Raw genomic sequence first — 23,281 nt, 5'->3', positions numbered from 1 at the left:
TTCCATATCATCATTTTCATCATAAGTCGTGTTATATCCAATAAAAGAATTTACATAGGAATTTTCCAAATCAGCCTCTATAAAACAATTACTCCCCATTGTTAAATCTATCAAAGAATACACTTTTATATTTTTTTTCTTTTGCTTTAATTTTAACCTTATTCCTCCGTCTTTAAAGCATAAGGGACTTTTATTTAAAGAATATAATTCTTCTTTTGCTATATCAAATTTACTAAGTATACTTTCTATACTCTCTTCATACTTTTTAAAATAATAAAAATCATCACATGGGATAATTACTTGCTTATCTCTTAGCTTATCCCCTCTAAATTTATTTGCTTCCATTATTTTATTTTTTTCTACCGAATATAATATACTTAAATCATCAATATTTTCATTTTCTCTTAAAAAATGAATTTGCATATTTTCCCTCCAAATAAAAAAAGATTATTCATATATATGAATAATCTTTTTATTTTATTATTTAAACTACTTAACGTCTACTGGTCTTCCTCCACCGTTAACACATCCGCCTTCACAAGGAATAACACATACAAAATCGTATTCGCTTTCTTTGTTTATAATCTTTTCAACTTCTTCTTTAGACTGTTTTAATCCATTTACAACAGCACATTTTATTTCTTTACCATCTGATAATTCAAATGAAAATTCCTTTATATTACCTTTATCATTTTTAATTGAAGACTTATCTCCAAGTCTTATAATAGCATATGCTGTATTTACGCTTAAGAAATAAGGATTAAATATTCCTGTATAATCAAGAGTATCAAGAGGCTTATTGTTAGCTTTATTTAAATCAATACCGCTTGTTTTAATTAAGTTTACAAGTTGATTTGTAGTAATTGATATATCAACACCACTTGTTTCTTCATTTTCATTTAAGAAAGCAGTACAATTTTCAACTCTTGTTAAATGAACATCTTTATCTATGTTTCTATCTAAGTAATCTTCTTTAAATTTCATGTTGATATCTTTTCTTATTTTTGGAAGATTTACAAAGTAATTATCAGCTTCAGGATAAGCGTCTTCTATTTCTTTTCTTATTCCAGGTGAACAAGCATATATTAAAGATTTTCCTTCAGCCATATTTTCTTTTAAAATATATGCAATAGCATTCATTTCTTTTATTAAATATTCTTCATAATCAATTACTTCGCTAAAACCAAGTTTATTTAAAACATCAACAACTTTTGCTTTAATAAGTGCATCATCCACACCTAAACCTTTTGATAAAGATTCATATGTGCCATATGACAATAAGCAAATATTGTAATAAGTATCTTCACCTAACAAATAATATAATTCTTCAGTTGTTCCTTTTTCTACCAATGCACCTGTCGGACAAACTGAAATACATTGACCACATCCTATACAATCGCTGTTTATTACAGGAATATCAAAAGGAGTGGATACAGTTGTACTGTCACTTCTGTTTACAAAAGAAATAGCTTTTGCACCAACTTTATCTTTACAAATACTTACACATCTTCCGCATTTAATACATTTGCTATAATCTCTTGTTACACAGTTTGAAGAATCATCAAAACCTTTTTCAAAACAAGTTTCAAAATCACTTGGACCTGTCAAATATGTATTTGCCAAAGTTTGTAATTTGCAATTACCGCTTTTATCGCATATTGTACAATCGCAATTATGATTTGCAAGAGTTAATTCAAGTATAGTTTTTCTTATATTTCTCAATTTTTTTGTCTGAGTCTTTACATCCATACCTTCCCATACAGGTGTTACACATGAAGGAGAAAGTCTGCCTGATACATCAACCATACACATCCTGCATGAAGCAGGTTTATTTACGTCTTTCAAATAACAAAGTGTAGGAATTTCAATACCGGCTTGTTTTGCTGCATCTAAAATTGTTGTACCTTCTTTTACACTTACTGGTTTATTATCAATAGTTAAATTTATCACTTCTATTCCTCCCCTTTAAGTGCACCCTTAAATTCATCGGAAAAATAAGTATATGCACTGATAAACGGTGTAATTTGAGTTCTACCGCTTCCGCATAATGACGCATCCAAAGCATTAACTATTCTTACATAGTTTTTTAAATCTTTTAAAGTACCTTCTTTTTTCTTGAATCTATCCATAATCATCTTAAGTTGTCTGTTACCTTCTCTGCATGGAACACATTTACCACAACTTTCATGATAGAAAAAATCTTCAACAACAGATAAATAATCAATTACGCTATCATCTTCATCTCCGACTACAATAGCCCCTGAACCAATACTTCCTTTTACTTTCTTCATTCCCGAATATGTATAAGGAATATTAAGTTTTTCATAAGGTACTATAGTTCCGCTGGCACCACCAAGTTGTACGAATTTAGGTTGTTTATCGTTTCTTATTCCACCTGCAATTTTTATAATATTTTGAACGGTTGTACCAAACTCAACTTCATAAACACCAGGATTTTTAACCTTTCCGCTTACACTTATCATCTTTGTTCCAGGGCAGTCTTCAACACCGTATTTTAATACTGTTTCATATCCGTTTTGCATTAATGTAGCTATTACACTGACTGTCTCTACATTTATTACAAGAGTAGGTTTACTATGTAGACCACATTGTTTTACATAAGGTGGTTTACTTCTAGGTCTTCCACTCTTTCCTTCAATACTTTCACACATTGCAAACCCTTCACCACAAACATAAGAACCACCGCCTGAGAAAAGAGATAATTCAAAATTAAAACCGCTTGATAAAATATCTTTACCTAAAAATCCTTTATCATAAACTTGTTTTATTGCATATTCAATATCTTTATGCATAAAAGTATATTCTTCTCTTACATAAATATGTCCGGTATTTGCTCCTGCACAATAAGCTGCAATTATAATACCTTCGATTACTTTATATATACCGTTTTTAAGTAAATACTTATCTTTAAATGTTCCTGGTTCTCCTTCATCTGCATTACAAAGAACATATCTTTCTTCATCTCCAACAGCTTCTCTTGCCTGAGCAAGTTTTTTCCCTGTAGGATAGTTTGCACCACCTCTTCCTTGAAGTCCGCTTTTAGCTACATCATCTGTAGTCTTTTCATATCCTTGTTCAATAGCTTTTTTAAGTCCGCTAAAACCGCCTCTTTTTATATATTCATCAATATTGAAGGCATCATATGTTCCATAATCTTTAGAAATATATTTTACTTGTCCCATTATTTAGCCTCCTTTAATTTAGCAATTAAAGCTTTAACTTTCTTTTCATTTAATTTTCCAACAACATTGTCATTTACCCTAACCGCAGGAGCAATGTCGCAAGCACCAAAGCAAGGAACCAATTCCAATGTAAACAAACCATCTTCAGTAGTTTGACCTGCTTTAATACCAAGTTCTCTTTCAAAAATTTCTCTTATTTCATCTTTACCGTTTAAACTGCAAGCAGTTGCATTACATAAACCAAGTATGTATTTACCTCTTTTTTCAGTACTTAACGCATCAAAATATGTTACAACTTCTGATACGTTGCTAAGAGGAATATTCATCTTGCTTGCTATATACTCAGCTGTATCCAAGTTTATAAATCTTCCCGGAATTTGTCTTTGAATTTTTAATAAAATTTGAAGCAAATTAGATGGGTTATTATCATAATATTCTATTATGTTATTACAAACCTTTTTTTGTTCTTCTGATAACTTCAAAACAGCGTACCTCCCAATTAAATATACTTATAGTATTATATCAAAAAAATACAGAATATTCAAATAATTTACATTCCTATAAGTACTTATTTAAAATAAAACCACATTAATTTTATAATAATTGTTTGATTTTTATTATAAATTTCTTATACTTAATTATAATAAAATTTTTAGGAGAATAAAATGTTAAATATAGGACCACACATATCAATAGCAAAAGGATATAAAAAAGCAGGAGAAGAAGCTTTAAAAATAAATGCAAATACATTTCAGTTTTTTACAAGAAACCCAAGAGGAGGAAAATCAAAAGAATTAAACGAAAAAGATGTTGAAGCTTTAAAAAAAATAATAGAAGATAATAATTTTGCCCCAATACTTGCTCATGCTCCATACACTCTAAACATGGCATCAGCAAAAGAAGATGTGAGAGAAGCTGCAAAAGAAATATTTAGAATGGATTTAGATATAATGAATCAAATCCCTTCAAAATTATATAACTTTCATCCTGGAAGCTACACAACAGATAACGTTGAAATAGGAATAACAAGAATTACCGATATTTTAAATGAATGTATAAAGGAAGATGACGATACATTTATTTTACTTGAAACAATGTCAGGAAAAGGCAGCGAAATTGGGAGAAGTTTTGAGGAACTAAGAGAAATCATTGACAGAGTAAACTTGAAAGATAAAATGGGAGTATGTTTGGATACTTGTCATGTTTACTGCGCAGGTTATGATATTGTAAATAATTTAGATAAAGTTTTAACCGATTTTGATAAAATCATTGGACTTGATAGATTAAAAGCAATTCACTTAAATGATACATTAAATGACTTCAATACAAATAAAGACAGACATGCCAAAATCGGAGAAGGCTTTTTAAAATTAGAACCAATAATAAGATTTGTTAATCATCCCGCATTAAAGCATTTACCATTCTTTTTGGAAACCCCAAACGATATGGATGGGTATAAAAAAGAAATAGAATTATTAAGAGGAAATTACAAGGAGTAAAAATGAATAAAAAAGATTTAAGAGAAAAAATTCAACTTAAATTGAAAGACCTACATAGTAGAGAAGAAAAAAACAAATTAATATTTGAAGAATTAATAAATAATAAAGATATTAAAAATTCTAAAAATATTATGTGTTTCGTGAGTTTTAAAAATGAAGTTGATACACATAAATTTATTAAATATATGTTAAAAAATAATAAAAACATATATATACCAATAATAGATAGCAAAAATAAAATAATGAATATTTCTAAACTTAAATCCTTTGATGAGCTTGAAAAAGGATTTTATGGAATCCTCGAACCAAAGAAAGAATTTATAAGAATTACAAATCCAAATATTTTAGACATTGTAATAACTCCAGGAATAGTATTCGCAAAAGATAATTACAGAATAGGATACGGCGGAGGATATTACGATAAATTTTTTGCAAACAAAGAATTAAATGCATTAAAAATAGGAGTATGCTTTAATGAGCAAATAATTGAAAAGGTACCTTATAATGAATATGACATTCCAGTTGATTATATAATTCATAAATAAAAAATACCCATAAGGGTATTTTTTATATTCCTATTTTTACAAGCTCTACAAATTGTTTTGCAGTTCTTGCACTCCTTCCACCGTGTCTTATTGCAAAAGCCTCAGCCTTTGTAAATAACTCATCAAAATCCATCTCTACGCCGTATTGTTTAGCAAGATTTTCAACTATATTCAAATATGCTTTTTTATCAGGTTTTTGGAAAGTTATGGTAAGTCCAAATCTCGCAGAAAGACTCATTGTTTCTTGAAGTGTATCATTTCTATGAATTTCATCGCCTTGTCTTTCTGACATTGTTTCTTTAACCAAATGACGTCTGTTGCTTGTTGCATAAATAGCAACATTATTGCCAAGAGCAGATACCCCGCCTTCCAATATAGCTTTAAGAGCCGAAAAATTGTCGTCATTACCGGTAAAACTTAAATCATCAATAAATATAACAAATTTTAATGGATTTGCCGCAAGCTCATCTACTATATTAGGTATTTTATATAACTGATTTTTCTTTATTTCAAGAAGTCTCAAACCGTCATTTTTAAAATGATTGCAGACTGCTTTTACACTTGAACTTTTTCCTGTTCCGGCATCACCATATAAAAGCATATTACTTGCACCTGTACCGTCAAGAAGAGCTTTAGTATTTTTAATTATCAAATCTCTTTCTCTTTCATAACCAAATAAATCTTCAAGTCTTTGAGAATCAGGATATTTTACAGGAACTATTTTATCGTCATCAAGAACAAAAGCCGTATATTTTGCATATATTCCATAACCCGTAACAGTTAAAGAATTTACTTTTTCCTTATATTTTTCTTTTAAATCAAGCATAGTATTTTCCCATGCTGGTAGGAAACCATCATAAGAAATAAACTCTTTTATTTCAATAGGTGTTAACTTACTTAAATCATCAAGAATATTTAATTCTTCATCAACACAGTTTTCTATAAAATCAGGAACATTCTTACCTGCAGCCTTAGCTTTTATATAAAAATTTTCATCATTTAATATAAAATTAAATATGTATTTTGAAAAATCAAAATCATAATTATAAAGACATGAAACAAATTCACTATATGCGAATACCATTGATTCATCATCTTCATATTCAAGAATAGTATCTAATAATATTCTTAAATTTTTTATAACATCTGTATTTAAAATATTTCTAAAAACTGCCAATGAATCCAGTTTTTCATTTAAACCTTTTAATGTGTGTTGCATTTTTCTTCTCCTATAAAAAAATATAATAAGAGTATATCACTAAATTTTTCTTTTTTAAATATTTAATTAAAAATATTTGAAATTTTCAGAAAATAATATATAATGTAATTTAATAGATTTTTATTTATAAGGAGGGTTAAAATGTTAACATTAGATAAAGTTTATCATGCAGCATTTACACTAAAAGATGTAATAAGGAAAACAGACTTAATTATTGCACCCGCTCTTAGTGACAAAAATAATATATATTTAAAAACAGAAAATTTACAAACAACAGGTAGCTTCAAAATTAGAGGTGCCTATTATAAAATAAGCCAATTAAAAGATGAAGAAAAGGAAAAAGGCATTATAGCTTGCTCTGCGGGAAACCACGCACAAGGCGTTGCGTTAGCCAGCGAAAAAAGCAATATACCTTGCATTATATGTATGCCTGATGGCGCACCAATAAGCAAAGTAGAAGCAACAAAAAGCTATGGTGCAAAAGTTTGTCTTGTAAGTGATACTTATGATGATGCTTACAATAAGGCATTAGAACTACAAAAAGAAGAAGGCTATACTTTCATTCATCCTTTTAATGATGAAGATGTAATAGCAGGTCAAGGAACAATCGGACTTGAAATTTTAGACCAACTTGCAAATGTAGACGCAGTTGTAATTCCTATCGGAGGTGGCGGACTTATAAGTGGTGTTGCTTATGCCATAAAACACCTAAAACCTGAATGCAAAATATATGGCGTACAAGCTGCAGGTGCTCCAAGTATGTATAAATCTGTAAAAGAACATCAAAGACAAGCAACAGAAACAGTAAATACATTTGCAGATGGTATTGCAGTTAAGGAACCTGGAGATTTAACATACGAATTAGTAAGCGAATATGTAGATGAAATTATAACTGTAACAGAAGATGAAATAGCAGCAGCAATACTAACATTAATGGAAAAACAAAAACTTGTTGCAGAGGGCGCAGGAGCCGTATCTGTTGCCGCAGCAATGTTTAATAAAATTCCACTTAAAAACAAGAATGTTGTTTGTATCGTAAGCGGTGGTAATATCGATGTTAACATTTTAAACAGAGTAATTGACAGAGGTCTTGTAATGAGCGGAAGAAAAAGTGCTCTTACAATTGCTCTTACTGATAAACCTGGACAACTTGTTGGAGTAAGTAACATAATAAGCAAATGTGGAGCAAACGTTGTAGGAGTTCAATACGACAATGGAGATCCTGAAATGCCTATAAACAGTTGTTTCATTAAGATTACAATGGAAACAAAAGACAGCGAACAAGCAAAAGAAATTGAAAAAGAACTTACAGAAAACGGATTTAGAATAGTAAGTGAAAGAGTATAAAAAAAGAAACCTAAATGGTTTCTTTTTTTGCTCTTAATTTTAAAAAATTTAAAAGTATAATAAAAAAAAGAGATATATCAAATATATCTCTTTTTAATTTAATTTCTTATTTCATTACAGCACCTTTGCTTGCTGAAGACACATTTCTTTGATATCTTGCAAGCCATCCGCTTTTAACAGGTTCTTTCGGACAAACGTAAGCTTCTCTTCTTTTATCAAATTCTTCATCACTTACTTTAGCATTAATCTTAGATGCTGGTATATCAATTTCAATAATATCCCCTTCTTCAATTAAACCTATGTTTCCACCCGCAAAAGCTTCAGGACAAACATGACCTATTGAAGCACCTCTTGATGCTCCAGAGAATCTTCCATCAGTTATTAATGCAACTGTTTTATCAAGTCCCATTCCTGCAAGTGCACTTGTAGGATTTAACATCTCTCTCATACCTGGTCCACCCTTAGGTCCTTCGTATCTGATAACAACAACATCACCATCAACGATTTTTCCATTATATATTGCATCAATAGCTTCTTCTTCACTATTAAATACTCTTGCCGGACCGCTATGTTTAAGCATGCTTTCATCAACAGCACTTCTCTTTACAACGCAACCTTCTTGAGCGATATTACCCCACATAACTGCGATACCGCCTGTTTCGCTATATGGACAAGCCACTGTTTTAATTAAGTTAATATCTTTAATTTCATGACCTTCAATATTTTCACCAACTGTTTTACCGTTTGCTGTGATTAATGATTTATCAACTAATCCTTTTTTATCAAGTTCATGTAAAACAGCCATTAATCCACCGGCTCTGTTTAAATCATGCATATGAGTTCCGCCTGCTGGTGCAAGATGACATAAGTTTGGAACTTTTGCACTAAATTCATTGAATATTTCAAGGTTTAATTCAACACCTGCCTCATTTGCTATTGCCAACAAATGAAGTACACTGTTTGAAGAACAACCAAGTGCCATATCACAAGCAAGTGCATTTCTTATTGATTTTTCATTGATAATATCTCTTGCTTTAATATCTTTTTCAACTAAATTCATGATTGCCATACCTGCTTTTTTAGCAAGTCTTATTCTTCCGCTTTCAACAGCAGGAATTGTTCCGTTTCCAGGTAAAGCAATCCCAATAGCTTCAGCAAGACAGTTCATACTGTTTGCTGTATACATACCAGAACATGAACCACATCCAGGACAAGTATTTTCTTCATATTCTAAAAGTTCATCATCATTTATTAAATCTGCTTTTCTTGCTCCTACTGCTTCAAACATCTTAGATAAAGAAGTTTCTTCTCCTTTTACAAGTCCTGACATCATAGGACCACCTGAACATACAACTGTTGGTATATTTAATCTTACAGCTGCCATAATCATTCCAGGAACGATTTTATCACAGTTAGGAACCAATACAAGACCATCAAAGCAATGAGCAATTGCCATTGTTTCAACACTGTCTGCAATTAACTCTCTACTTGGAAGAGAATATCTCATTCCTGCATGTCCCATTGCTATACCGTCACAAACACCAATTGAAGGAACTTCTATAGGTGTTCCCCCTGCCATTCTTATTCCGGCTTTTACAGCTTCCGTAACTTTATCTAAATGAATGTGACCCGGAACAATTTCACTTTTTGCGTTTACTACCCCTATAAGAGGTCTATTTAACTCTTCTTTTGTATATCCCATTGCATAGAAAAGACTTCTAGCAGGCGCCTTTTCTAAGCCTTTTGTTACATTTTCGCTTCTTAACTTCATTGTCTTCTCCCTTTGTCGTTTATTTATTAATGTATTTCTCTTAAATCTCTTGAAATTCCTGTTATACCTGTTCTACAAACTTCTACAACATCATAACAATCTATCATTTTCATAAATCCATCTAATTTTTCAGGAGCACCTGTTAATTCAATAATCATACTTTCTTTAGATAAATCTATTATTTTACCTCTGTAAATATCAACGATTTCTTTAAGTGATGTTCTTTCTGTTTTATCTGTTTTAATTTTTACAAGTAAAAGTTCTCTATAAAGAGAATTACTTGCATCTAAAACAAATATATCTCTTACAACTTCAAGTTTTTGAGTTTGAGTTATAATTTGATATAAAGATTGATCGCTACCATTAAAAACAATTGTTATTCTTGAAATATCAGGATGATTTGTCGCTGAAACAGTTAACGAATCAATATTAAAACCTCTTCTTCCATACAAACTTACAATTCTAGTTAAAACATTAGATTGATTGTCAACTAAAATACTTACAACTTCTTTTCTATCAGCCATCTTACATTCTCCTTATTTTAATTTATTATCATATCATCAATGGTTCCGCCATTAGGTATCATAGGTAAAACTCTTTCAAGTTCTTCAATTCTACAATCAATCCATACCGGACCATTTTGTTTTAAAGCATCTTCAAATACATCTTCAAATTCTTCCAATGTTTCTGCTTTATACCCTTTTAAACCAAAAGCTTCAGCTAATTTAACAAAATCTGTTTTTCTGTTTAATATAGTTTGAGAATATCTTTTATCATAAAATACTGTTTGCCATTGATAAACCATTCCAAGAACACCATTATTCATAATAATTGTTATAATAGGTAAATTTTGACTAACAGCCGTACATGCTTCATTTAAGCACATATGGAAAGAACCATCTCCTACAAATTGAACTATTCTTTTATCAGGACATCCTACTTGGGCACCAATGGCAGCACCATAACTATATCCCATAGTTCCAAGTCCGCCACTTGTTAAAAATTTAACCGGTTTTACATTTTTTAAATATTGTGCAGCCCACATTTGATGTTGACCTACATCAGTAACAAAAATAGGTTTCTTATCCATCATACCGCAACTTGTCATTACAATATCACCAGGATGTAAGTTACCTTTGTAATATGTATCTTCTACAGGAGTTTTACTCCATTTTAATGTTGTATCCAACCATTCTTTTCTTGATTTCTTTTCAATTAAAGGAATTAATCTTTGTAAGAAATTTTTTACATCACTTATTATGCTCTTATGTACAAAAACATTTTTGTTAATTTCGCTTTTATCAATGTCAACTTGTATTTTTTTTGCATTGCTTGCAAATTTGTTTGGATTAAGTGCAACTCTGTCACTAAACCTAGTTCCAAGAGCTAAAACCAAATCCGCATTATATATAGCTTTATTTGCAGCAACAGTTCCGTGCATACCAATCATTCCAAGTCTTCTTTTATTGTTGTATCCAAGAACACCTGTTGCCATTAAAGTATTAGTTGCAGGTATGTCACCTTTTTCAAGTAACTCGTTTAATTCTGCTATTGAATCAGATGCAACTATACCTCCACCAAAATATATAACCGGTTTTTCTGAATTATTAATCATTTTTGCAACTTCTTCAACTTCTTTATCTGTTGCAATAGGATTTTCATATAAAGGAAGTGGTCCTTCTTTTTTATACTCAACCAAATTTGCTGTTACATCCTTTGTAATATCAACTAGTACAGGTCCCTTTCTTCCGCTATTGGCAATTCTAAAAGCTTCTCTTAAAGCATCTTCTAAATCTTCTACTCTATTAACAAAAAAGTTATGTTTTGTTATAGGTAAAGTAACTCCTGTTATGCAAATTTCTTGGAAAGAATCTCTGCCAATTAAATTATCCGGAACATTAGCTGTAATGGCAACCATAGGAATACTATCCATAAATGCTGTAGCAATACCTGTTACAAGATTTGTTGCCCCAGGACCGCTTGTTGCAATAACAACGCCTGTTTTACCTGTTGCTCTGTAATATCCATCTGCTGCATGTGCTGCACCTTGTTCATGTGCCGTAAGGACGTGCTTAATTTTATCACTATATTTATATAATACATCGTAAATATTTAAAGCTGCACCTCCCGGGTAACCAAACACCGTATCTACCCCATGCTCTAATAATACTTCTGCTACAATTTCAGAACCTGTTAATTTCATACCGCATCATCCTCTTCTATCTAATTATTTATTATTATTTATTATTATTTTTTTTATTGATTTTTTAATTATATAAATTTTATCAAAAAAGTACAAGTATTTAAACTAAATTATTAAGAATTTTCAGAATTTTTATATAATTTAACAAAATAAATACATCTTATATTTGCAAAAACTTCCCATTAAAAAACTTAATGGGAAGTTAATTTCACTTTTATATTTTAGCCACCTAAATATGCTTTTCTTACATCATCTGATTGAAGTAATTCTTTTGCGTCTCCGCTCATAACAACTTCACCTGTTTCAAGTATATATGCTCTATTTGATATTGAAAGTGCCATATTTGCATTTTGTTCTACCAAGAATATTGTGGTACCTTCTTTATTTATTTGTTTAATTAATTTAAAAATATCTTGAACGATAACAGGTGCAAGCCCCATTGAAGGTTCATCTAAAAGTAAAAACTTAGGTCTGGACATTAATGCTCTTGAAATAGCAAGCATTTGTTGTTCTCCGCCGCTAAGTGTTCCGGCAAGCTGATTTTTTCTTTCCTTTAGTCTTGGGAACTTATTGTATATTTCTAGAATATCTTTTTTTATACTATCTTTGTCTCTTCTTAAATAAGCACCCATTTCAAGATTTTCATAAACAGTCATATCAGCAAAGATTCTTCTTCCCTCAGGAACATGAGAAATACCTCTTTTTACGATATCCGTAGCTTTTACATTATCAAGACTTTCTCCCATAAATTCAATATTTCCGCTTGTTTTTGGAACAAGACCTGATATTGTTCTCAAAGTAGATGTCTTTCCGGCACCATTTGAACCGATTAAAGTTACAATTTCTCCTTCGTTAACTTCCAAAGAAACATCTTTTAGGGCATGAATAGCACCATAATGTACATTTAAATTTTCAATTTTAAAAAACATTCTATACTTCCTCCCCTAAATATGCTTTAATTACTTTTTCGTTATTTTTTATTTCTTCCGGTTTCCCTTCAGCAATAATCGTACCAAAGTCTAAAACATATATTCTTTCGCATATTTCCATAACGAATTTCATATCATGTTCAATTAAGATAACTGTTAATTCATATTTCTTTCTCAAATTTTCTATTAAAATTCTAAGTTCATCTGTTTCACTTGGATTCATTCCCGCTGCAGGTTCATCAAGGAATATTACACTTGCCCCTGTAGCAACAGCTCTTGCAATTTCAAGTTTTCTTTGTTCTCCATAAGGAAGATTTTGAGCAAGTTCATCTCTTTTATCTGCAAGACCAACAAATTCAAGAATATTCATTGCATTTTCATAAAAAATAGTTTCACATTCTCTGTATGCTTTAGTTCTAAAAATAGCAGAGAAAATATTATATTTTACTCTTTTATGCATTGCAATTCTTAAATTATCAAGTACGCTAAGTTCATTAAATAATCTGATATTTTGAAAAGTTCTGCTTATACCAAAGCTACTTGTTATATAAGGCTTTAAACCGTTAATTAAAATTGTATCTCCAGTTTTATCATTTTTTAATTCAATTTTACCTGATGTTGGAGTATACACACCTGTAAGCAAGTTAAATATTGTAGTTTTTCCTGCCCCATTAGGTCCTATTAGACCTATTAATTCACCTTTTTCAACATTTATATTTACATGAGAAACAGCTTTTAAGCCGCCAAAACTTTTACTTAAGTCTTCAATTTTTAATATTGCCATAAACTATTCCCCCACTACATCTTTATTCTTTCTTATTTTATTTTTAAACTTTTCAACAGAAAACATTTCTCTTAATTTAACAAAGAAAGGAGTTTCACCTGATTTAATAAGCATTATGGCAATTAACATAATCGCATATAAAATCATTCTGATTTCTGAGAAGTCTTGAAGAGCAAAAGAAATAATATTTAAAACAAATGCTGCAATAATTGTTCCATTAATATTTCCTAGTCCGCCAAGTACAACAATCATTAAAATATCAATTGACTTCATGAAACCAAAGTTCTTTGGTTGAATAACGCCTACATAACCCGAATATAATGCTCCCGCAACACCTGCAAAGAATGTTCCTATAATAAAAGCAAGAATTTTTGCTTTAGTTACATTTACACCCATTGATTCAGCCGCTATTTCATCTTCTCTTACAGATACGCATGCTCTACCATATGATGATTTTAAAACATTTGTTATTACAAAATAACAAATAAACATACATATAAAACATACTTCAAGTGAAGAATATAAAGGGATTGAAGACAATCCGGCAGCTCCACCAAGGATAGTTTGGTCTACGTTTTGAATAACAATTCTGATAATTTCACCAAGACCTAATGTAGCAATTGCAAGGTAGTCACCTCTTAAACGAAGAGTTGGAATACCAATTAAAAATCCTAAAAATCCTGATAAAATTCCGCCTAAAATTAACGCAAGGATAACCATAACAATGCTATCTGACATTCTAAGAGTCATAAGAGCACTTGTATATGCACCTATTGCCATAAATCCCGCATGCCCTAATGAGAACTGTCCTGTAATACCTGTAATTAAGTTTAGACCAAGAGCTAAAATAATATCTATACAAAGTTTTAATACAATAGTTTCATAGAATGGAGAAATAATTCCAACAAAAATTAATAACTTTATTATTATATATGCAGCAACAAAAGCTATTACAGTAGGAATATTTCCTTTTAATCCAAGTATCTTACTTGGATCTTGCTTTTTAAACATATCTAAAATCTTTTTCATATTAAACGTTACCTCCTATACTTTTTCCTTTCTATTCTTTCCAAGTAAACCTGACGGTTTAACAATAAGAATAATTATAAGGATTGCGAAGGCAACCGCATCTTTATATGCACTTGAAAGATAACCACTAACCAAAGTTTCAATTAGTCCAAGTGATACACCACCAACGATAGCTCCCGGTATACTTCCTATACCACCAAATACGGCAGCGATAAAAGCTTTTAAACCAGGTGTCATACCTGATAATGGATTTACAGTAAACATAGCACCATACATTACACCGGCAACAGCTGCTAAAGCAGAACCAATAAGGAATGTGAATGAAATTGCTTTATCTACACTTACACCCATCAATTGAGCAGCATCTGGATCAGATGAAACAGCTCTCATTGATTTACCCATTTTTGTCTTACTAATTAATAACTGTAATAAAACCATTAATACTAGTGTAATCAATGTAACCATTAATTTGTCACTTGGAATTGAAATCCCGCCTAAATTAATGTAACCAAGTCCAAAAAATCCTGAAGGATATGTTCTAACATCCGGACCTACAAAATACATCATTGCATATTCAAGCAAGAAACTTACACCAATAGCTGTAATAAGAAGTGTAATTCTTGGTGCATGTCTTAGTGGTCTATATGCAACTCTTTCAATTACAACTCCAAGTATAGAACAAATTATAACTGCAATAATAGTTGCAGGTATAAAGCCTATTCCTAGCGTATATGAACAGAAAAATCCTACATATCCTCCTATCATTAAAATATCTCCATGCGCAAAGTTAATAAGGTTTATAATTCCGTAAACCATAGTATATCCAAGCGCAATCAAGGCATAAATACTACCAATGGAAATCCCATTGATAATTTGCTGAATAAATTGTTCCAAATTATGTACCCCCAGTATCTTTATTATTTTAAAAATATTGTTAAAACCATATTATATTCATATATTGTTTTAATCATATCCTTAAAACTGCAGTAAAGTGGTGAGTTTTTCTCACCACTTTACCAAAATTTATTTTATTTGTTAATAAATTTCAAATATTTTATTCAATTAAAGTTTTGTATTGAATACAGCATTTCCATCTTTAAATTCAAGTACTACTGTTTCTTTTACAGGATTATGTTTTTCATCAATACTTAAAGTACCTGTTACAGCTTGGAAATCTTTTGTTGCAGCTAAAGCTTCAGAAACTTTTTGAGGGTCAGCACTTCCCGCTCTAGCGATTGCATCGCAAGCAAGTTTACCTGCATCATAACCTAATGTTTCAAAAGCACCAGGATTTTCATCGTTATTTGCAGCTTTATAAGCTTTTACGAAATTTTGAACAACTTCTGATTCATCATCTACTGCATAATGATTTGTATAATATACATTTTCAAGTGCTTCGGCACCTGCTGTTTCAAGCATTGTTGGAGAATCATATCCATCAGCACCTAAGATTGGTAAATCAATACCTAATTCTCTTGCTTGTTTGATAATTAAAGAACATTCTGTGTAATAACCTGGTAAGTAAATTACATCAGCTTTTTTATCTTTGATTTTTGTAAGTACAGGAGAGAAATCTTTATCTTGAGCTGTAAATGTTTCTGTTGATACGATTGTTCCTCCGTTTGCTTTAAATTCTGATTCAAATGCTTTTGCAAGTCCGTTTGAATAATCATTTGATGTATCAGCTAAAACGATTGCTGATTTTGCATTTAATTTTTTAGTTGCAAATTCAGCCATTTTACTACCTTGTAATGAGTCTGTATAACATAATCTAAATATGTACTCTTGTACATTTCCGTTTGAATCTACTGTAATATCATCTGATGTACCTGAACATGTAATTGCAGGAACTTTATATTGATTTGCAGCTGCGATTGTTGCTTTGAAAGCACCTGAAGTAGCAGGTCCAATCATAACACTTACGCCTTCTTTACTTGCAAGTTTTGTTGCAGCACTCATAGCTTCATTGTTATCTGATTTGTTATCAATTTTAACAATTTCAACTTTTTTACCATTAATTCCGCCAGCTTCGTTTACTTCATTAACGGCCATTTCAATGCCTTTTGTACAAGATTGTCCGTATGTTGCAACGTCACCTGACAATTCATAGTTAACCCCTATTTTAATTGTGTCTGAATTTTCTGCGCTGCTTCCTCCACATGCACTAAATCCTACAAGCATTGTTGCAGACAAAAGTAAAGCAGCAGCTTTTTTCATTGTCTTTTTCATTGTCTATACCCCTAACTAATTTTTTTAATTAATATAAAAATATATTAATAATTGTTATTATCTTACCCTTACTATTTTCTTTTGTCAAGTAAAATGATACAATTTTCTGAATATTTCAAAATATTATATATTACTCCCGATTTTTTTCAAAAATATGATATAATTTTAATCAAGTTTTTATATTAAGGAGATACAAATTGAACTACGAACAAGCAATAAATTTTATACATTCTACAAATAAATTCGGATCTGTACTTGGACTTGATAATATCAATGAATTACTTAGACTTATAGGAACCCCTCAAGATGATTTAAAGGTAATTCACATAGCAGGAACAAACGGAAAAGGCTCTATTTCAACAATGTTAAATGCAGTTTTATCAAAGTCTGGATACAAAACAGGTCTATACACTTCACCTTTTTTGGAAAAGTTTAATGAAAGAATAAAAATAAACGGTATAGACATTTCAAATGTGGATATAGCATATTACGTATCAGTAGTTAAAGATAAAATAGATAAAATGATAAAAAATAATTTCCCTCATCCTACAGAATTTGAAATAATAACTGCAGCCGCACTACTTTACTTCAAAGAAAAAGATGTTGATATAGTTATACTTGAAGTAGGGCTTGGAGGTAGATTAGATGCTACAAACGTTATAAACAATCCTCTAATAAGTGTTATAGCATCAATAAGTTTTGACCATGTTGAGCAACTTGGAAATACCTTAAAAAAGATAGCATATGAAAAAGGCGGAATCATAAAAGAAAATTCAAATGTCGTAATATATCCTTCCGATAGAGAAGCTGTAGATGAGCTTATAAAAATATCTAAAGAAAAAAATACTTCTTTTTATTTACCCAAAAAAGAAGATATTGAATTAATAGAAAGCAGTTTTGACGGAAGCAAAATTAAATATAAAAAAACAAACCCTTTTAATATGAATGAATTCAAACTTTCTTTACTTGGTAAAAATCAAGTGTATAATGCATTAACAGTTTTACAAACTTTGGAAGTACTTTATTCACTTGGATATAAAATAAAAAAAGAAGATATACTAACTGCATTAGAAAATATACATTTTAATGGAAGATTTGAAATTTTCTCCAAAAATCCAATAATAATATTAGATGGAGGGCATAATAAAGAAGGAATTGAAAGTTTTGTAAATAACTTAAATATTTATTTTAAAAATAAGAAAATAATACTGTTTTTTGGAATGTTAGCAGATAAAGATATAGATAGTTCATTAAAAAAACTTTTGCCAAAAGCAGAAAAAATTTATACTCTGACGCCAAATAATAACCGTGCTTTTTCAAGCAAAGATATGTATGAAAAAATTAAACAAATAGATAAAAATGCCCATGTATCATATATCACTGATACGGCAAAATCAATTGAATTAATAGAAAAAAATAGTGAAAATATATATGCATTTGTAGGATCCTTATACCTTATAGGCGAAATAAGAACTTTACTTAGACATGCAAATTATTAAAATTTCATTATAAAAATTATTTTATATTGACATATCAAAATTTCAGTAATATAATTAAGCAACAAAATAATTAAGCAACTTAACTATTTGTTGCTTTTTTTGTTTTAGAGAGGATAAAGAAATGCATGATAAAATTGAAAAAAAAGAAATCAAAGAATTTATTTATTATCTGCACTCTATCGGTAAAATCTTAGGTTCAAAAGCGGAATGTGACATTAAACTCCCGAAATCTGAATTTTTCCTTCTCGCTTTTTTAATTAAACAAAAGAAAGAAAAAAATATCGACAGTGTTTTACCTTCAACAATAAGCGAAAAGACTAAATTATCAAGACCGGCGGTCACACAAACGTTAAACAGCCTTGAAAAAAAAGGTTATGTAGTAAGGATAATGGATAAAAAAGACAGAAGAAAATTCAAAGTAGAAATAACCCAAGAAGGAATAAAAATTTTTAATGAAACCTTTGAATCCAGATTCAGTGAACTTATGAATATTATCGAAAAATTGGGGAAAGAAAAAGTAAATCAACTTACGGATATTTTTAAAGAAATAGTAGAAATAGCCAAAAATAACCAGAAAGGAAATGACCTATAATGATTAAATTAAGAAAATATTTAAAACCTTTCATCTTCTCTATTATTTTTTCAATTGTATTTCTATTAATACAGGCAAATTGCGAACTATCTCTACCTGATTATATGTCTAAGATAGTAGACTACGGAATACAAAATGGCGGCATTGAAAACAATCTTCCAGAAGTAATAAGAGAAAGTGAATATGAAAAAGTTAAATTTTTCTTAGAAGAAAATGAACAAAAACAGCTTGACAGCATTTATTCAAAAATCACAAAAGAAAACAGTGATTATGATAAATACAAAAAAGAATATTCTATTCTTGAAAAAGAAAACGTATATGTTCTTAAGAACAATGTAAACAAAGATATTATTAATTCATTAGACTTAGCAGTTGGGAAAAGCGAAATTATCGTAAGTTTTATTGATAATCCTGAAAAAATGCAAAAACAAAATTTATTTGATATTGATACAACAGAAAATAACAATAAAACAGCTGATATGAGTTTAATGATGTCAAGTAATACAGATATGTTTTCTTTAATAAAAAATATGCCAAAAGAAAACAGATATGAATTTTTAAATAAAATAAACTCTCAACTTGACAACATTCCCGAAACAAGTATATCTCAAATTGCTTGTACTTATATAAAAGGTGAATATCAACAAGTAGGACTAAATCTTGAAAATGTCCAATCATCCTACATTTTAAATATTGGAATAAAAATGCTTTTAATTGCATTTATTTCTGCCGTTTGTGCGATTGCTGTAGGTTTTCTTGCATCAAGAACCGCAGCAGGAGTTGCAAGAGCTCTAAGAAAAGATGTATTTGCAAAAGTTGAAAGTTTTTCTAATGTTGAATTTAATAAATTTGCAGTATCTTCTCTTATAACAAGAACAACAAATGATATCACACAAATTCAAATGCTTATTGTAATGGGACTTAGAATATTATGTTATGCACCTATAATGGGAGTTATTGCAATAATGAAAGCCCTTAGCTCCAGCACATCAATGAGTTGGATAATTCTTCTTGCAGTAATAGTAATATTAGGATTTATGATGATATCCTTTAGCATCGTACTTCCAAGATTTAAAAAAATACAAAAATTAACAGATAAATTAAACCTTGTTGCAAGAGAAAATTTATCAGGACTTATGGTTATAAGAGCATTTGGAACAGAGGATTTTGAAGAAAAAAGATTTGATGACACAAATAAAACACTAACAAAAAACAACTTGTTTGTTAATAGGTTCATGATGTTCTTAATGCCTTTTATGATGTTAGTTATGAACCTTGTACAGCTTCTTATTGTTTGGGTTGGCGCAAACCAAATAGAAGCAAGCACCCTTCAAGTCGGAGATATGATGGCATTTATCCAATATGCTATGCAAATAATTATGGCATTCTTAATGATTTCAATGATGTTTATTATGGTTCCAAGAGCAAGTGTTTCTGCTAATAGAATAAATGAAGTCTTACAAACACCTTTAGAACTAAAAGACCCTAAGGAAGAAAAACCTTTTGATGATAACAAAAAAGGAGTTGTTGAATTTAAAAACGTTTCTTTCGCTTATCCGGGTGCTAGTGAATATGTGCTTCACAATATAGACTTTACCGCTAATAAAGGTGAAACTACCGCAATTGTAGGTTCTACGGGAAGCGGTAAATCAACACTTGTACAATTAATACCGAGACTTTTTGAAGCAAGTAAAGGTGAAATATTAATTGATGGAGTAAACATAAAAGATATTAATCAAGCACATTTAAGAGATAAAATAGGATACATTCCTCAAAAAGGAGTCTTATTCAAAGGAACAATACGATCTAATCTTGAATATGGAAAAGAAAATGCAACAGATGAGGAATTATGGAAAGCTTGTGATATTGCACAAGCAAGTGAATTTATAAAAGGAAAACCGGATGGTTTTGAAACTGAAATTGCGTCTGGAGGAACTAACGTTTCCGGAGGTCAAAGACAAAGATTATCAATAGCAAGAGCAATCGTAAAAAATGCAGAAATATATATTTTTGATGATAGTTTTTCTGCCCTTGATTTTAAAACAGATAAAAATCTTCGTAGTGCAATAAATAAAGAATTATCAGATGCTACAATAATTATAGTTGCTCAAAGAATCAGCACAATTATGCATGCAAAACAGATAATAGTACTTGACGATGGAGAAATCGTAGGAAAGGGCACACATAAAGAATTAATGCAAAATTGTGAAGTATATAAAGAAATAGCCTTATCTCAATTATCAGAAGAGGAGGTAAGAAACAATGAGTAATCATAAAAGAGGACCGATGAGAGGAATGCCTGCAATGAGAGGCGGAGAAAAAGCAAGAGATTTTAAAGGAACAATGAAAAAACTTCTTCATTATCTCGGAACAAAAAAAATACAAATATTTATTGTTTTTATATTTGCAGTAATCTCAACGGTATTTAATATAGTAGGACCTAAAATACTTGGTAAAGCGACAACGAAAGTATTTGAAGGCGTAATGGGAAAAATTGCAGGAACAACAGCCGGAATCGACTTTGTATATGTTGGTAAAATACTTATTATATTAGTATGTTTATATGTAGTATCTGCCATATTTTCTTATTTACAATCACATATCATGACCGGTGTTACAACTGAATTAACTTACAACTTAAGAAAAGATATCTCTCATAAAATAAATACACTGCCTTTAAAATACTATGACAAACAACAAACAGGTGAAGTTTTATCAAGAATAACAAATGATGTAGATACAATAAACCAAAACTTAAACCAAGGACTTACACAAATAATAACAAGTATTACAACGGTAATAGGTGTTTTAATAATGATGGCAAGCATAGATATCACAATGACTATTATTGCTTTGCTTATCATTCCTATTTCTTCAATATTTATTATGACTGTAATACACTTCTCACAAAAGTATTTTAGAAGTCAACAAGAATACCTTGGACACGTTAATGGTCATATTGAAGAAATGTATTCAGGACACTCTATTGTTAAAGCATTTAATAGAGAAAAACAATCAATCAATGATTTCAATGAATATAACGATACTCTATACCATTCAGCTTGGAAATCACAATTTTTATCAGGGATGATGCAGCCTATCATGAGCTTTATCAGTAACCTTGGATATGTAGCAATTTGTATCCTTGGAGGATATAGAGCAACAAAAGGATTTATAACAGTTGGTGATATACAAGCATTTATACAATATGTAAGAAACTTTACTCAGCCAATAACACAACTTGCAAATGTTTCTAACATACTTCAGCAAACAGCAGCTGCTGCTGAAAGAGTTTTTGAATTCTTAGATGAAGAAGACGAAAAAGAAACTACAACCGCACCTAAAGAAGTTAATCTAAATAATGTTAAAGGCAGCGTTGAATTTGAACATGTATATTTTGGATATGATGAGAATAAACCTATCATTAAAGATTTTTCTTCTAAAGTAAAACCAGGTCAAAAAATTGCAATAGTAGGACCTACAGGAGCTGGCAAAACTACAATAGTAAAACTATTAATGAGATTTTATGATATAAACAGCGGTTCAATAAAAGTTGACGGTGTAAATATAAATGATTACAAACGTAGAGATTTGAGAAAAATGTTTGGTATGGTTTTACAAGATACATGGTTATACAATGATACCGTAATGAATAATATTAGATATGGTAATTTAAACGCAACTGATGAAGACGTAGAACAAGCTGCAATTGCTACTCACGTTGATCATTTTATAAAAACAAATGTTGATGGATATCAGATGATATTAAACGAAGAAGCAAGCAATATTTCAAGCGGACAAAAACAACTTCTAACAATAGCAAGAGCATTGCTGGCAGACCCTAAAATTTTAATTTTAGATGAAGCAACAAGCTCCGTCGACACAAGAACAGAAAAATTAATTGTAAAAGCCATGGATACCTTAGTAAAAGGAAGAACAAGTTTTATAATTGCACATAGATTATCCACAATAAAAGACGCAGATTTAATACTTGTAATGAATGAAGGAAATATTATTGAACAAGGTACACATGATGAATTAATGAAAGAAAACGGATTTTACTCAAACCTTTATAATTCTCAATTTGAAGAATAAAAAGAGCCTTAAGGCTCTTTTTTTAATATTTTATTTAATATTTGGGAAAATAAATATTAAGGAGGTTATTATGAAAATAAACAAAAAAGATTTAAATCCACCCGATACTGATTTTTTAAACAATTCAAAAACCATATCATCAACTGAATGTACAGGATTAATACAAAATATACCTAAAAATAATGACGAAGAAGAATCTTATGAAGATTTATATCAGACACAAACAAATATTGACAAATAAAAAAACGCAATAATATCTATTTATTAGATATTATTGTGTTTTTTCATAATCAGCATAATAAAAAATTTCAATATCAAAATTGTCAGGTTCTAAAAC

General features: G+C 30.1%; 21 protein-coding genes. 8 read left to right on the top strand and 13 right to left on the bottom strand.

What is annotated here, in order from left to right; translation table 11 throughout:
* The 4 genes from FGQ49_RS08200 to FGQ49_RS08185 all read right to left on the bottom strand — a co-directional run.
* On the bottom strand, window positions 1–423 hold a 423-nt coding region (locus FGQ49_RS08200), incomplete at its 3' end, for a hypothetical protein (protein WP_138269382.1).
* Window positions 424–489: 66 nt separating this feature from the next.
* On the bottom strand, window positions 490–1,950 hold the full coding sequence (locus FGQ49_RS08195) for a [Fe-Fe] hydrogenase large subunit C-terminal domain-containing protein (RefSeq protein ID WP_138269381.1): 1,461 nt from the start codon (window positions 1,948–1,950) through the stop codon (window positions 490–492).
* A 2-nt stretch (window positions 1,951–1,952) separates the two neighbouring features.
* Window positions 1,953–3,203: a complex I 51 kDa subunit family protein gene (locus tag FGQ49_RS08190; RefSeq protein WP_138269380.1), complete on the bottom strand. Its 1,251-nt coding sequence runs from the start codon at window positions 3,201–3,203 to the stop codon at window positions 1,953–1,955.
* On the bottom strand, window positions 3,203–3,685 hold the full coding sequence (locus tag FGQ49_RS08185) for a complex I 24 kDa subunit family protein (RefSeq protein ID WP_171020648.1): 483 nt from the start codon (window positions 3,683–3,685) through the stop codon (window positions 3,203–3,205). The genes FGQ49_RS08190 and FGQ49_RS08185 overlap by 1 nt, the downstream gene beginning before the upstream one ends.
* Window positions 3,686–3,868: 183 nt before the next feature.
* Between FGQ49_RS08185 and FGQ49_RS08180 the strand changes: the two genes are divergently transcribed.
* Window positions 3,869–4,702 carry a deoxyribonuclease IV gene (locus FGQ49_RS08180; RefSeq protein WP_138269378.1) on the top strand — a complete coding sequence of 278 codons (834 nt, stop codon included), beginning with the start codon at window positions 3,869–3,871 and terminating at the stop codon, window positions 4,700–4,702.
* A gap of 2 nt (window positions 4,703–4,704) precedes the next feature.
* A complete protein-coding gene (locus FGQ49_RS08175; protein ID WP_138269377.1) occupies window positions 4,705–5,247 on the top strand; it encodes a 5-formyltetrahydrofolate cyclo-ligase in 543 nt (180 codons plus the stop codon).
* A gap of 22 nt (window positions 5,248–5,269) precedes the next feature.
* On the opposite strand, the gene FGQ49_RS08170 is transcribed toward FGQ49_RS08175, so the two are convergent.
* Window positions 5,270–6,466, bottom strand: coding sequence for an ATP-binding protein (locus tag FGQ49_RS08170; protein WP_138269376.1), 1,197 nt, complete (start codon window positions 6,464–6,466; stop codon window positions 5,270–5,272).
* 141 nt (window positions 6,467–6,607) lie between these two features.
* On the opposite strand from FGQ49_RS08170, the gene ilvA reads away from it, so the two are divergent.
* Window positions 6,608–7,813, top strand: coding sequence for a threonine ammonia-lyase (ilvA, locus tag FGQ49_RS08165; RefSeq protein WP_138269375.1), 1,206 nt, complete (start codon window positions 6,608–6,610; stop codon window positions 7,811–7,813).
* Window positions 7,814–7,919: 106 nt separating this feature from the next.
* On the opposite strand, the gene ilvD is transcribed toward ilvA, so the two are convergent.
* The 8 genes from ilvD to FGQ49_RS08125 form a co-directional block, all read right to left on the bottom strand.
* Entirely contained in the window at window positions 7,920–9,584 is a 1,665-nt protein-coding gene (gene ilvD, locus FGQ49_RS08160) for a dihydroxy-acid dehydratase (protein WP_138269374.1), read from the bottom strand.
* 26 nt (window positions 9,585–9,610) lie between these two features.
* Window positions 9,611–10,108, bottom strand: a complete 498-nt coding sequence (gene ilvN, locus FGQ49_RS08155; RefSeq protein ID WP_138269373.1) for an acetolactate synthase small subunit — start codon at window positions 10,106–10,108, stop codon at window positions 9,611–9,613.
* A 17-nt stretch (window positions 10,109–10,125) separates the two neighbouring features.
* Window positions 10,126–11,787: a biosynthetic-type acetolactate synthase large subunit gene (ilvB, locus tag FGQ49_RS08150; RefSeq protein ID WP_138269372.1), complete on the bottom strand. Its 1,662-nt coding sequence runs from the start codon at window positions 11,785–11,787 to the stop codon at window positions 10,126–10,128.
* Between the two features lie 221 nt (window positions 11,788–12,008).
* Window positions 12,009–12,716, bottom strand: a complete 708-nt coding sequence (locus tag FGQ49_RS08145) for an ABC transporter ATP-binding protein (RefSeq protein WP_138269371.1) — start codon at window positions 12,714–12,716, stop codon at window positions 12,009–12,011.
* A 1-nt stretch (window position 12,717) separates the two neighbouring features.
* Window positions 12,718–13,500 (bottom strand): ABC transporter ATP-binding protein, encoded by a 783-nt coding sequence (locus FGQ49_RS08140; RefSeq protein ID WP_138269370.1) that lies wholly within the window; start codon window positions 13,498–13,500, stop codon window positions 12,718–12,720.
* Window positions 13,501–13,503: 3 nt separating this feature from the next.
* Window positions 13,504–14,529 carry a branched-chain amino acid ABC transporter permease gene (locus FGQ49_RS08135; RefSeq protein ID WP_243112238.1) on the bottom strand — a complete coding sequence of 342 codons (1,026 nt, stop codon included), beginning with the start codon at window positions 14,527–14,529 and terminating at the stop codon, window positions 13,504–13,506.
* 15 nt (window positions 14,530–14,544) lie between these two features.
* The gene (locus FGQ49_RS08130) at window positions 14,545–15,423 is read right to left on the bottom strand and encodes a branched-chain amino acid ABC transporter permease (protein WP_138269369.1); all 879 of its coding nucleotides are present in this window, start codon (window positions 15,421–15,423) and stop codon (window positions 14,545–14,547) included.
* Between the two features lie 168 nt (window positions 15,424–15,591).
* Window positions 15,592–16,758: an ABC transporter substrate-binding protein gene (locus FGQ49_RS08125; RefSeq protein WP_171020647.1), complete on the bottom strand. Its 1,167-nt coding sequence runs from the start codon at window positions 16,756–16,758 to the stop codon at window positions 15,592–15,594.
* A gap of 197 nt (window positions 16,759–16,955) precedes the next feature.
* On the opposite strand from FGQ49_RS08125, the gene FGQ49_RS08120 reads away from it, so the two are divergent.
* The 5 genes from FGQ49_RS08120 to FGQ49_RS10395 all read left to right on the top strand — a co-directional run bounded on the left by FGQ49_RS08120 (window position 16,956) and on the right by FGQ49_RS10395 (window position 23,185).
* Complete coding sequence (locus tag FGQ49_RS08120; protein ID WP_171020646.1) at window positions 16,956–18,257, top strand: bifunctional folylpolyglutamate synthase/dihydrofolate synthase; 1,302 nt, start codon at window positions 16,956–16,958, stop codon at window positions 18,255–18,257.
* Between the two features lie 121 nt (window positions 18,258–18,378).
* Window positions 18,379–18,849: a MarR family winged helix-turn-helix transcriptional regulator gene (locus FGQ49_RS08115; protein WP_138269367.1), complete on the top strand. Its 471-nt coding sequence runs from the start codon at window positions 18,379–18,381 to the stop codon at window positions 18,847–18,849.
* Window positions 18,849–21,119: an ABC transporter ATP-binding protein gene (locus FGQ49_RS08110; RefSeq protein WP_138269366.1), complete on the top strand. Its 2,271-nt coding sequence runs from the start codon at window positions 18,849–18,851 to the stop codon at window positions 21,117–21,119. The genes FGQ49_RS08115 and FGQ49_RS08110 overlap by 1 nt, the downstream gene beginning before the upstream one ends.
* Window positions 21,112–22,944, top strand: coding sequence for an ABC transporter ATP-binding protein (locus FGQ49_RS08105; RefSeq protein ID WP_138269365.1), 1,833 nt, complete (start codon window positions 21,112–21,114; stop codon window positions 22,942–22,944). The genes FGQ49_RS08110 and FGQ49_RS08105 overlap by 8 nt, the downstream gene beginning before the upstream one ends.
* 70 nt (window positions 22,945–23,014) lie before the next feature.
* Complete coding sequence (locus FGQ49_RS10395; RefSeq protein ID WP_171020645.1) at window positions 23,015–23,185, top strand: hypothetical protein; 171 nt, start codon at window positions 23,015–23,017, stop codon at window positions 23,183–23,185.
* Window positions 23,186–23,281: the final 96 nt, after the last annotated feature.

This window comes from Anaerofustis stercorihominis, assembly GCF_005844425.1.
Taxonomy (GTDB): Bacteria; Bacillota; Clostridia; order Eubacteriales; family Anaerofustaceae; genus Anaerofustis; species Anaerofustis butyriciformans.
This window is presented reverse-complemented; position numbering and strand designations above follow the sequence as displayed.